An 11884-nucleotide genomic window follows, 5' to 3' on the forward strand; every position below is an offset into this window, starting at 1 on the left:
GAAACTCGCCTACTGTCTGTTTTGATCACCTTACTCTGGGTGGATAGGCGGAGGTGCGGGGGCGGTCAGGTGCGATGGACGGAAACGCTTGCCAGCGGCCTGCTCGAAGTGGCGCCCGACGCGATCGTGGTGGCCGACGGCGACGGCTGGATCGTGTTCGCCAACGCCGCCGCCCGGGCGATGTTCGGCACCGACGACCTGGTCGGTGCCTCCGTCGACGTGCTCGTGCCGCCCGCCACGCCGACGATGACCGAGCGGGTCCGCGCGTACCTCGGGGCCGTCCAACCCGACCGCCGCCAGGGTCAGCCGCTGCGGGCGGTCCGTCACGACGGCACCCAGTTCTCGGCCGAGGTCGTCCTCTCCGTCGTCGAGGGCCACATCTTCGCCGTCCTGCACGACCTCAGCGCCGCGACCGGCGTGGACCGGGCCCGGTCGCTGCTCGCCTCGATCGTCCAGTCGTCGCACGACGCGATCGTCTCCACCAACCTCGACGGCATCATCCTGTCCTGGAACCCGGGCGCCGAGCGGCTCTACGGCTACACCGCCGGGCAGATGCTCGGCCGGTCGAAGGACCTCATCATCCCGCCGGCGCGCCAGGCCGACGAGGCCGAGATCCGCTCGATCGTCGCCGCCGGGGGGCGCGTCGACCCGTACCGGACGCTGCGGCTGCGCGCCGACGGCTCGCTCTTCACCGTGTCGATGCTCGTGTCCCCCCTCGAGGCGGCCGACGGCGGCACCATCGGCGTCACCACCACCACCCGCGACATCAGCGAGCGCGAACGCGCCGAGGCCCAGATGCAGGCGGTCATCGACGCGGGGCCCGACGCGCTCATCGGCGTCGACGAGCGCGACCGGGTCGCCCTGGTCAACACCCAGGCGGAGCGGCTGTTCGGTCAGCCCCGCTACGACATGCTCGACGTGCCGGTCACCCGCCTGCTGCCGGAGGGGGAGCGCGCCGACGGCTGGGCCGGCCCGGTCGCCCGCCGCCGCGACGGCACCCTCGTGCCCGTCGACATCACCCGCAGCGTCCTGCCCACCGACGAGGGCATCATCACGCTCGCCGGCATCCGCGACGTCACCGAGCAGATCGCCGCCCGCGCCGAGCAGGAGCGCCTCCGGGCCGAGGCCGACCGGCAGATGGACGAGGTCCGCCTGCAGCGCACCCAGCGCCTGGAGAGCCTCGGGCAGCTCGCCGGCGGTGTCGCGCACGACTTCAACAACCTGCTCGCCGTCATCCTCAACTACGCCGAGTTCATCGTCGAGGACGGCGCCGGCACCCCGTTCGAGGAGGACGCGAAGCAGATCCTGCGGGCCGGCCAGCGCGGCAGCGAGCTCACCCACCAGCTGCTGGCCTTCGCCCGGCGGGAGGTGGTCCGGCCGGTGCCGCTGGACGTCAACCGGGTCATCGCCGAGATCGAGCAGATGCTGACCCGCTCCATCGGCGAGCACATCGAGCTCGGCACCGCACTGTCCGACCACCTCCCCGCCGTCGTCGCCGACCCCGGCCAGCTGGAGCAGGTCCTGGTCAACCTCGCCGTCAACGCCCGCGACGCCATGCCCGAGGGCGGCCGGCTCACCATCGACACCGGCACCGTCACCGTCGACGGCGATCACTCGCTGACCCGCGACGGCTTCAAGCCCGGCCTGTACGTGCGGCTCCGCGTCTCCGACACCGGCACCGGCATGCCCCGCGACGTGCAGGACAAGGCGTTCGAGCCCTTCTTCACGACCAAGCCCAGCGGCGCCGGGACCGGCCTTGGCCTGGCCACCGTCTACGGGATCGTCGTGCAGGCCGGCGGCACCGTCCGCCTGTACTCCGAACCGGGCCTCGGCACGACCATCACCATCCTGCTGCCCGCCAGCGACGCCGAGCCGCTCGACGCCGGCGAGCAGCCCTGCGCCGGCAGTCCCGCCGGCCAGGGCCAGACGGTGCTCGTCGCCGAGGACGAGGAGGCGCTGCGCGAGGTGACCACCCGCATCCTCGGCCGCGGCGGGTACACCGTGCTCGCCGCCTCCGACGGCGCCGACGCGCTCGAGGTCGCCGCCGCCCACGAGGGCCCCATCCATCTCCTGCTCAGCGACGTCGTCATGCCCGGCATGCTCGGCCGCGTCCTCGCCGAGCGCCTCCGCCGGCAGCGCCCCGAGACCAGGGTGCTGTTCATGTCCGGCTACGCCCAGCCCGTCCTCACCAGCAACGGCATCCTCGACCCCGGCGTCCACCTGGTCGAGAAGCCCTTCACCGGCGCCGACCTCCTCGCCGCCGTGGCCGGACAACTCACTCCATGATTTTCGGCCGGCCTGTCGATCCGGGGTGGGCGCCGTTCGACCTGTGGTCAGGAACCGGCACCGGGCCGGTCCGCACACCGGAGGTCATCATGTCCGCGACGTTCACCACCACCGCCCGCCCCCGCACCACCACCGCCCTCGTCGTCACCGGCCTCGCCGCCACCGCCGTGGCCAGCGCCGCCACCTCGGCCGTCGCCGCCGCCGGCAACGCCGCTGGCATCAGCCTGAACGTCGGCGGCGCCCCGATCCCCGTGTCCGGGTTCGCCACCCTCACCGCGGTGTTCTCGCTGGTCGGCGTGGTCCTCGCGGTCGCCCTGTCGTACAAGGCCCGCCACCCGCGCCGCACCTTCGTCCGCACCACCGTCGTGCTCACCGTGCTGTCGCTGGTCCCGGACGCCATCGCCGACGCCACCACGGCCACGAAGGCCCTCCTGATGCTCACCCATCTCGTCGCCGCCGCCATCGTCATCCCCGCCATCGCCCGCCGCCTCTCCGCGGCGTGACCGGTCAACGCCCCACCGGAGCAGCGGCCGCGCGGCGGGCCTTTTCAGCGGCCCGCCGCGGCGGCGGCCGTCCGGCGCAGGGCGGCGATCCCGACGACCATCGCTGAGCCACGCTCCGCCCCCAACCGGCGGAGTGCGGCGACGGCGACCAGCAGCGACACGGCGTACAGCGCGAACGGCGCTGCGAGCTGCCCCCACCCCGGCATCAGCGCAACGCAGGCCGCGGCGGCGATCGCGTTGACGGCGACGTAGAACCACGCCAGTCCCCGCCCCAGCCGGAACGCCCACGCCCGGTCGGCATGCAGCCCGTGACAGGCGACGCCCGTCGCGGCGGCGCACAGCACCGAGGCCACGATGTCGCCGGCCCAGACCGCCGTCCCGGCGGCACGCCCGACCGTCTCACCGGCGAGGACGGCGACCGGCCCCAGCAACGGCCCCACGGCGGACACCGTGAGCACCCACAGCGCCCCGCGCAGCACCACCGACCCGACCAGCCCGGCCAGCAGTATCGACCCGCCCCGCACGTTTTTGAACACGTTCAGATCGTACCGGTCGGGCGCGGATCCGCGAGCGTGCGCAGGATCTCACCGCCACCGATGCCCGGTCGGTCGGCGGGCGGGTCAGCGGGCGGTCAGGGCGGGCTCCGGAGCGGGGGCGGAGCGGCGGGTGGTGCGGTCCTCGACCAGGAAGCTGACCGCGGCGAGGCCCAGGCCGACCACGCCCAGGGCGATGCCCACCCAGGCGGGGGCGAGGTAGCCCCAGCCGCGGGCGATGACGAGGCCGCCGAGGGCGGCGCCGAGGCTGTTGGCGATGTTCATGGCGGACTGGTTGACCGCGGCGCCCATCAGCTGGGCGGTGGGGGCGACGCTGATCAGCCGCGACTGCATCGCCGGGCCGAGGAAGAGGCCGGTGGCGCCGATGAGGAAGGCGCCGGCGAACAGGCCCGCGGTGGAGCCGGCGACCAGGGCGAAGACCACCATCGCGGCGATGAACATGACGAACCCGCCGAGGATGCTGCGGCGCAGGTCGCGGTCGGAGAAGTAGCCGCCGGCGGCGTTGCCGACGGTCATGCCGAGGCCGACGGCGACGAGGACCCACGGGACGGTGCCGGTGGGCAGGCCGGCGACGTGGGTGGTCACCGGGGCGATGTAGCTGTCGATGGCGAAGAAGCCGGCGAAGCCCAGCGCCGCGACCGCGGCGACGAGCCACACCTGCGGCGCCCGGAACGCGGCCAGCTCGGCGCGCGGCGAGCCGTCGACGGCGGCGGCGACCGCGGGCACGGTGGCGAGGACCGCGAGGAGCGTCAGGACGAACATGAGGGCGATCACCATGTACGCGGTGCGCCAGCTCGCCGTCTGGCCGAGCCTGGTGATGGCGGGGACGCCGACGAGGTTGGCCGCGGTGAGGCCGCCGAGGACGACCGCGAAGCCCTTCGCCTGGTTGCCCGGGCCCATGATGGCGGCGGCGAGCAGGCCGGCGGCGCCGAAGTAGGCGCCGTGGGGCAGTGCCGCGACGAACCGGGCGGCCAGCACCAGCTCGAACGTCGGGGCGAGCGCCGAGGCGACCGTCCCGGCCGCGAACAGCGCCAGGAGCCCCACGACGAGCCGCTTGCGTGGCACCCGCGCGGTCAGCGCCGCGATGGTGGGCGCGCCGACGACCACGCCCAGGGCGTACACGGTGATCATCCAACCGCCGTGCGCGACGGCCTTCGCGCTGGACTGCGCATAGAGCGACGGCAGCAGGTTGCGGGCGATGTCCGGCAGGAGCCCCATCGCGACGAACTCGGTGAGCCCGATGGCGAAGCCGCCGAGCGCGAGGGCGAGCAGCGCCGTCCAGCGCCGGGACGCGGTGAGGTGGTCCATGCGGGCAGTTTAGCAACGCTGTTGCGTAATAGACTGTGGTGATGGACACGCCCGGCGCGACACCCAATCGCGTGCACCTCGAGCACCTGCGGGACTACAACGAGTCGCTCGTCGTCGCGCTCGCGAGGACGCGGGCCGAGTTCGACCGGGCCGGCGTCGCCGAGGCGACCGGGCTGACTCCGCAGGCCGTGTCGAAGGTCCTCGGCCGGCTCACCGAGCAGGGCCTCGTCGAGGTGTGCGGGGTCCGCCGGCAGGGCGTCGGCAAGCCGGCCAGCATCTACCGGCTCGTGCCCGGCAGCCGCCACGCGGTCGGCGTGCACGTCGCCCGCACCACGCTGCGCACCGTGCTGACCGACCTCGCCGGCACGGTCCTCGCCTCGCGGGTCGTGCCGCTTCCCCCCGACTTCACGCCGGGCCAGCTCCTGGACGCGCTCCGGTCCTCCATGCCGGCCGGGCAGGACCTGGTCGGGGTCGGCATCGGGATGGTCGGGCCGCTCGACCACGCCGCCGGCATCGTCCGCGGCGCGCACCGGCTGCGGCACTGGCACGACGTGCCGCTGCGCCGGCTCGCGCAGGAGGCGCTCGCGCTGCCCGTACACCTGGACAAGGACGTCACCGCGGGCGTGACCGCCGAAGCGTGGCGGCGCGGACCCGCGTTCCGCGACGGCGCACTGATCATGGTCGAGTCCGGTGTCGGCGCGGGCCTGTGGCTCGGCGGCGCCGCCTACCGGGGCGCGCACACCAACGCGGGCGAGTTCGGGCACACCGTCGTCCAGCTCGACGGGCCGCGCTGCGTCTGCGGGCGGTCGGGCTGCCTGGAGATCCTGCACGACACGGCCTTCGCGGACGGGCGCGTGGACGACGCCGCGCGGGTGCTCGCGGCGGGCATCGTCAACCTGCTGCAGACCACCGACGTCGACCACATCGTGCTCGCCGGTGCCGACCTGCTGCGGTTTCCCGAGGTGTACCGCGCCGCCACGCGCGCCGCGATCCCCGGCTCCCACTGGATGGACGTCTCGGTCACGCTCGCCGACCTCGGCGCCGACGTCATCGCGGCCGGCGCGGCCATGCAGGTCCTCGACGCCGCCTACGGCATCCCTTCAAAAATGGGTGTTCGTTCATTATTCTGAAGGCGTGATCGACCGCAGCAGTCGCACCGCCGAGCACGTCGCCGGGTTCCGGGCCCTGGAGTCGGCACGCCCGGGCGGGAGCCTGTTCCACGACCCTCTCGCGTGGCGGCTCCTCGCCCCGCGGCACCGGCCCGTCGTCGGGCTGTGCCGCCTGCCGGGGGTCCACGCGGCGCTGGTGCGCTACATCGACCGGCGCTGGTCCGGCGGCCCGCGCGCCTCGGCGGTGGTCCGCACCGCGCTCATCGACCGCTGGCTGGCGTCCGCCCTGTCCGGCGGCGCCCACCAGGTCGTGCTGCTCGGCGCGGGGTTCGACAGCCGCGCCCACCGCTTCCCCGGCGGCGCCACGTGGTTCGAGGTGGACCACCCCGCGACCCAGGCCACGAAGCGGCGCCGCCTCGGCCGCCACGCCCGGCCGGGTGTCGTGTTCGCCCCGGCCGACCTCATCACCGACGACCTCGCCACGGTCCTGCGCGCCGCCGGCCTCGACCCGTCGAAGCGCACCGTGGTGATCTGGGAGGGCGTCACCAACTACCTGTCCGCCGAGGCCGTCGACGCGACCCTGCGGGCCCTCGCCACGCTGTGCCCCGCCGGCAGCACCGTCATCTTCACGTACGTCGACCGCGGCGTCCTGGACGGCACCGCACAGTTCCCGGGCGCCGCCGAGTGGCACGCCGCGGTGCGCCGGCAGGGCGAACCCTGGACGTTCGGCCTCGACCCCGCCGCCGTCCATGCCTACCTGGCCGCGCGCGGGCTCCGGCTCGAGGAGGACCTGTCGACCCGCGCGGCCGCGGCGCTGCTGCTGCCCGCGCCCCGCCAGGCCGCCGAGCCGACCGCCGAGTTCTACCGCGTCGCCCGCGCGCTGGTGGCCGGCTGATGCCGAAGGTCGACGACGCCCACTTCGCCGCCCGCCGCCGGCAGATCCTCGACGCGGCCGCCGCCTGCTTCGCCCGCGAAGGCTTCCACCGCACCTCCGTGCAGGACATCGTCCGCGAGTCGGGCGTGAGCGCCGGCCTGGTCTACCGGTACTTCACCAGCAAGGACGACATGATCGCCGCCATCGTCACCGAACGCCACGAGCAGCGCGAACGCCGCCTGCGCGAGGAGGACCCGGTCACCGCGTACACCGACCTGCTCCGCGGTCTCGGCGACCCCGCCACCCGCGACGCCCTCCGCCTCTCCCTGCAGGTCTGGGCCGAGACCGTCCGCTCCGAGCGCATCCGCGACCTCGTCCGCTCCGGCGTCGACCGCCCCGCCCGCCTCCTCGCCGGCGCCGCGCTGCCGCCGGACCTCGACGCCGACTCGGTCATCAGGATCTTCATCGCCATCTATCAGGGCCTCCTCCTGCAGACCGTCCTCGACGACACCCTCGACCACGCCGCCCTGGCCGCGACCGCCGAACACCTCCTCCGCACCGCCCTCACCCCGCCACCGGAGCGCGGACCGGCAGGTGAAGGCATGATGGGATCATGACCGTTCGTGCCGCGCTGCTGCACGTCGCCGGGCTGCTCTCGCTGGTGGCGTTGGTGGTGGCGGCGGCGGTCCTCATCGGGGTGCCCGACCAGCAGCGGCTGCGGGAGGACGTCCTCGGGCTCGGATGGTGGGCGCCGGTCGCGTTCAGCGTGTTGTACGCCGTGGTGTCGCTCTCGCCGTTGCCGAAGACGGTCTTCACGCTGGCCGCCGGGGCGCTCTTCGGGGTGCCGGCCGGGGTCGCGGTCGTCGTCAGCGGCGCGATGCTCGGGGCGGTGGCGGCGTTCCACCTCGGGCGGTTGCTGGGCCGCGACTCCGTGCGGTGGCTGACCGGCGGCCGCATCGACCGCCTCGACAGCCTGCTGGCGGGCAACGGGCTGCGGACCATCGTGGTCGCCAGGCTGATCCCGATCGTGCCGTTCACCGCCGTCAACTACGTCGCCGGGCTGACGTCGGTGCGGCTGCGCGACTTCGTCCTCGGCACCCTCGTCGGCATCCTGCCGGCGACCACCGCGTACGTCACCGTCGGCGCCTACGGATCGCAGCCGGGCCACTGGCCGATGTGGGCGGCCCTCGCGACGCTGCTGGTGCTCACCGTCGGCGGGCTCGCCGTCGAACGCCACCGCCGCCGTCGCGCCGGCCGGGACGGCGACCGGACGCCGGTGGAGTCGCACGGCCAGGCGTGAACGCCGGCGGTGTCGCGAAGCATCGCGGGTGAGGCCGGCTGGTCAGCGCCTGCCGGCTCGTGGGGCGGCGGGTGGCCGCCGGTGGTCAGGGTCGGCCAGCCCGTGGGCCAGCGGGTGGCCGCCGGTGGTCAGGCGTTGGTGGGTACGCGCGGTGGCGGGTGGCTGCCGGTGGTCAGGGTCGGCTGGCTCGTGGGGTGGCGGGTGGCTGCCGGTGGTCAGGGTCGGCTGGCTCGTGGGGCGGCGGGTGGCCGCCGGTGGTCAGGCGTTGGCGGGTACGCGCGGTGGCTGGTGGCCGCCGGTGGTCAGGTGTCGGTGGGCTCGCGCAGCAGCGGGTGGGCCGCCGCGGCGACGAGGTACACCACCAGCGCGGCCGTGGTCCAGCCGGCGAGGGGCGTGCCGTGGACCTCGAAGTCCGAGGCCACGCCGGGCGCGAACGCGGCGAGCGCCGCCAGGGTTTCGAAGCGCAGCACGGCCACCGTCACGAGCGCCCCCGCGGCGACCGCGCAGGCGACCGTCCACAGGTGCGCCGGCAGCCGCCGGACGGTGCCGACGAGCGCCAGCAGCCCGATCGCGACCACGCAGGCGATGGCGAACCCGTCCAGCAGGCCGGGGATCGCGTGGCCGAGCGCCGAGCGGACGGCGGCGTGCGCCCCGTCGTCGTACGTCCGCAGCATCGAGGACTCGCCGTGGGCCGCGACCCGGCCGTCGGGGAACAGGTCGACGTCGAGGCGCCGGGCCGGGTCGGTGCCGTGGTCGCCCCGGGCGGTGCTCAGGCCGTGCAGCGTGCAGGTGGCCCAGGCGCCGGTGGTGAGGCCGACCAGCGCCACGGCCGCGCCCACGACCGCGACGGCGGCGAGCGCCCGCCCGGCCCAGGCGCGCCAGATCTCCTCGGACACGATCCCCCCGTACACACGGCTCGAACCCATCGGAGGGGCCAGGTTACCGGTACATCAGCGATCGCCGCTGCCCGAGCACCGCTCGATCGGTCCGGGTGACGGGCGTGGCGGGGCTCGCCGGCGAGCTGTCCGGACCGGTCGGGGTGGCGGCCGCACCGGAGGAGGGCGCCGAGCGGGTGCCCACGACGACGGCGGCGAGGACGGCGACGGCGCCGAGCAGCTGGCCGGGGGAGAGCGACTGGTCCAGCGCGAGCCAGCCGACCACCGCCGCGACGACCGGGCTGAGCAGGCCGAGCAGCGTGACCCTGGCGGGCGCGAGGGACGTCACGCCGCGGAACCACAGGAAGTAGGCGCCCGCGGTGCCGACCAGCGAGAGGTAGCCGAAGCCTGCCGCGTTGGTCCACGTCAGTACCGGCGGAAACCCCTCGACGACGAGCATCACCGGGGCGAGCAGGAGGCCGCCGACGGTCAGCTGCCAGCCGGTCAGCGCCAGCAGTGCCGTGCGGCGGTCCGGCAGCCCGGGCGGCGTGCCCCAGCGGCGACCCAGCACCGTGCCCAGGGACATCGACACCATGCCGGCGGCCGCGGCGGCCAGGCCGATCGGGTCGAGGGCGGCGTCGGAGCGCAGCACCAGCAGCCCCACGCCGGCCACGCCCGCGGCGCCGGCGAGCAGGACGCGCACCGCGGGACGCTGGCCGAGCAGCCCGAACGCGAGCGCCGCCACGACGAACGGGCCGAGCGCGCCGAGCACGGCCGCGATCCCACCGGGCAGCCGGTAGGCGGCGACGAACAGCAGGGCGAAGAACAGGCCGATGTTCAGGAACCCGAGCACCGCCGCGCGCCACCACCAGGCGCCGGACGGCAGGCCGCGGCGCCCGGCGGCGGTGACCGCGGCCCCGACCAGCAGGAGCCCGGCCGGCAGGGCACGCAGCGTCCCGGCGAGCAGCGGACGGCCGTCGGGCAGGAACTCCGTGGTGACGAGGTAGGTGGTGCCCCACAGCGCGGGGGCGATGGCGGTCGTCGCGGCTAGGTTCCTCATGACTAAGTAGCTTAGCAGTAAGCTACTTAGAAGCAAGATGTGCGAGGATGGTGGACGTGGCAGACGACGTCGACCGGATCGTGGAGCAGTGGGCCCGCGAGCGACCGGAGCTGGAGACCGAGGCGATGGCGGCGTTCGGTCGCGTGTACCGCCTGGCGAAGATCGTCGGTGACCGGCAGGAGCGGGTGTACGGAGCGCTCGGCCTCAACCGCGGCGAGTTCGACGTGCTCGCGACGCTGCGCCGGTCGGGCGAGCCGTTCCAGCTGTCGCCGAAGGCGCTGACCTCGTCGCTCATGCTGACCTCGGGCGGGATGACCGGCCGCCTCGACCGCCTCGAGCGGGCCGGGCTCGTCGCCCGCTCGCCCGACCCCGCCGACCGTCGCGGCCTCGTGGTCACGCTGACCGGCGCCGGCCGGGTGCTCGTCGACGAGGCCGTCGCCGTCGGCCTGGCCGAGCAGCGGGAGGTCTTCGAGCGGCTGCCCGAGCCGCGCCGCCGGCAGCTCTCCGCGCTGCTGCGCGAGCTTCTCTCCGCCGCCGAGGAGGGCTGACCGTCCATAAAGGACGCGATGTTTGAGCGCGTCGCGGACCGGCAACCAAGACAGTACAAGCCCTCAGTCTCCGTACTGCCCTATCGACTGCGGAGGCGAGCGGCGCCACGAACGGTGGGTCCCGGCACACGACGCCGGGGCCCACCGTCGTTTCCGTCCCACCAGGCACGCGGTGTTCTGCCGTTCCGCGGCACGTGGTCTTCTGCCGCTCCGCGGCGCGTGGTTTTCTGTCGTACCCGGCACGTAGGTTCATTCGTGCCCGGTGCGTAGGCTCCGGGCGCCGGGTCGAGGAGGGTGCCGTGCTCCGTTTGGTGCTGGGTGCGCTGCGGGCGCGCACCGCGCAGGCGTGGACCGTGTTCGCGCTCGCGCTCCTGCTCGTCACCGCCGCGGCCGCCGGTCCCTGGTATGCGGCCGCCGCCGAGCGCCGCGCCGTCGCCGCCGACGTCGCGGTCGCGCCCGCCACCCAGCGCATGCTGTCGGTGCGCAGGCAGAGCGACACGGACGGCGACGCGACCGTCGCGCTCACCACGTTCCGCGCCGGTGTGGAGCGGCTCCTGACCGTCCGCGACGCCGCGCCCGTCCTCGGCATCGCCGTGTCCATGTCGTATGGCAGCGGCGGGGCGAGCGTCGTCGCCGCATACCGCGACGGCGCGTGCGAGCACATGCGCGTCGAGGGCAGCTGCCCGCAGGCGGCCGGTGAGACCGTCGTCAGCGGCGCCACCGCCGCGGCGTACAACCTCCGCATCGGCGACACGGTGCTGCTGAGCACCCAGCCCGGCGCGCCGCAGGAGCGGCTGCGCGTCGTCGGCCGCTACGAGCTCGCGGACCCCGCCGGCCTCTACTGGGCCAACCCGCTCTTCCGCCGCGACCGGTCCGTCGCCGCAGACCCGTTCTTCGTCGCCGCAGACACGTTCGCCAGCAGCCGGTTCGCCGACCCGACGTTCGACTACACGACGACCGTCCCGGCGCAGGCACTCGCCGGCGGCGACCTCGACGAGCGGCTGCGGCGCGCCGAATACACCCTGCGCTCCGGCGGCTACTACCTGGTCGCGCCGACCCAGGACCTGCTCGCCCGCATCGCCGCCGACCGGGCCGCGATCCGCCGCGGCGTGCTCACCGGCGTCCTGCAGGCGGTGATCCTGTGCTGGTTCGCGCTCGGGCTCGCCGGCCGCCACACCGCCGGTGACCGGCGCGGCGACGTCGCCCTGCTGAAGCTGCGCGGCAGCACCCGCCGCCGGACGCTGCGGCTGGCCGCCGGGCAGCACCTGGTGCCGCTGCTGGCCGCCGCACCCGCGGGATTCGGGCTGGGGCTGCTGCTGGGGCACGTTCTGGCAGGTGCCCCGCCGTCCGCGGAGACCGGCTCGGTGCTGCGCGCGAGCGGCGTCGCCGCCGGCCTGGCCCTGCTCGGGGGGGATCTGGCAGGGCGTCCGGGAGCACAAGGGGCTGCTGTGGATCGGCGCCGGGATC

General features: G+C 74.8%; 12 protein-coding genes. 8 read left to right on the top strand and 4 right to left on the bottom strand.

The features are described from left to right. The first annotated feature begins 69 nt into the window (after positions 1-69). Together ABZ321_RS53330 and ABZ321_RS53335 are read left to right on the top strand one after the other, a co-directional pair. Positions 70-2286, top strand: a complete 2217-nt coding sequence (locus tag ABZ321_RS53330) for a PAS domain S-box protein (protein ID WP_354904069.1) — start codon at positions 70-72, stop codon at positions 2284-2286. 89 nt (positions 2287-2375) lie between these two features. Then, on the top strand, positions 2376-2789 hold the full coding sequence (locus ABZ321_RS53335; RefSeq protein WP_344502427.1) for a DUF6069 family protein: 414 nt from the start codon (positions 2376-2378) through the stop codon (positions 2787-2789). Between the two features lie 44 nt (positions 2790-2833). On the opposite strand, the gene ABZ321_RS53340 is transcribed toward ABZ321_RS53335, so the two are convergent. After that, positions 2834-3325 carry a hypothetical protein gene (locus tag ABZ321_RS53340; protein WP_354904071.1) on the bottom strand — a complete coding sequence of 164 codons (492 nt, stop codon included), beginning with the start codon at positions 3323-3325 and terminating at the stop codon, positions 2834-2836. A gap of 84 nt (positions 3326-3409) precedes the next feature. Beyond that, entirely contained in the window at positions 3410-4651 is a 1242-nt protein-coding gene (locus ABZ321_RS53345; protein WP_354904072.1) for an MFS transporter, read from the bottom strand. Between the two features lie 41 nt (positions 4652-4692). Between ABZ321_RS53345 and ABZ321_RS53350 the strand changes: the two genes are divergently transcribed. Genes ABZ321_RS53350 through ABZ321_RS53365 form a run of 4 tightly spaced genes read left to right on the top strand, consistent with a single transcriptional unit; the run spans position 4693 to position 7934 of the window. Beyond that, the gene (locus tag ABZ321_RS53350; RefSeq protein ID WP_354904074.1) at positions 4693-5781 is read left to right on the top strand and encodes an ROK family transcriptional regulator; all 1089 of its coding nucleotides are present in this window, start codon (positions 4693-4695) and stop codon (positions 5779-5781) included. Positions 5782-5785: 4 nt separating this feature from the next. Next, a complete protein-coding gene (locus tag ABZ321_RS53355) occupies positions 5786-6655 on the top strand; it encodes an SAM-dependent methyltransferase (RefSeq protein WP_344502422.1) in 870 nt (289 codons plus the stop codon). After that, a complete protein-coding gene (locus tag ABZ321_RS53360; RefSeq protein WP_344502421.1) occupies positions 6655-7251 on the top strand; it encodes a helix-turn-helix domain-containing protein in 597 nt (198 codons plus the stop codon). The genes ABZ321_RS53355 and ABZ321_RS53360 overlap by 1 nt, the downstream gene beginning before the upstream one ends. Then, complete coding sequence (locus ABZ321_RS53365; RefSeq protein WP_354904075.1) at positions 7248-7934, top strand: TVP38/TMEM64 family protein; 687 nt, start codon at positions 7248-7250, stop codon at positions 7932-7934. The genes ABZ321_RS53360 and ABZ321_RS53365 overlap by 4 nt, the downstream gene beginning before the upstream one ends. A 302-nt stretch (positions 7935-8236) precedes the next feature. Here the strand turns inward: ABZ321_RS53365 and ABZ321_RS53370 are convergent, their stop codons facing one another. Together ABZ321_RS53370 and ABZ321_RS53375 are read right to left on the bottom strand one after the other, a co-directional pair. After that, positions 8237-8830 (bottom strand): hypothetical protein, encoded by a 594-nt coding sequence (locus ABZ321_RS53370; protein WP_344502419.1) that lies wholly within the window; start codon positions 8828-8830, stop codon positions 8237-8239. A gap of 43 nt (positions 8831-8873) precedes the next feature. Then, on the bottom strand, positions 8874-9869 hold the full coding sequence (locus tag ABZ321_RS53375) for an EamA family transporter (RefSeq protein WP_354904077.1): 996 nt from the start codon (positions 9867-9869) through the stop codon (positions 8874-8876). A gap of 47 nt (positions 9870-9916) precedes the next feature. On the opposite strand from ABZ321_RS53375, the gene ABZ321_RS53380 reads away from it, so the two are divergent. Together ABZ321_RS53380 and ABZ321_RS53385 are read left to right on the top strand one after the other, a co-directional pair. Next, positions 9917-10417, top strand: a complete 501-nt coding sequence (locus tag ABZ321_RS53380) for a MarR family transcriptional regulator (protein WP_354904079.1) — start codon at positions 9917-9919, stop codon at positions 10415-10417. A gap of 299 nt (positions 10418-10716) precedes the next feature. Continuing rightward, the coding region (locus ABZ321_RS53385) for an FtsX-like permease family protein (RefSeq protein WP_354904080.1) at positions 10717-11884 on the top strand (1168 nt) is incomplete at its 3' end.

The organism is Dactylosporangium sp. NPDC006015, from assembly GCF_040614215.1.
Lineage (GTDB): Bacteria > Actinomycetota > Actinomycetes > Mycobacteriales > Micromonosporaceae > Dactylosporangium > Dactylosporangium maewongense.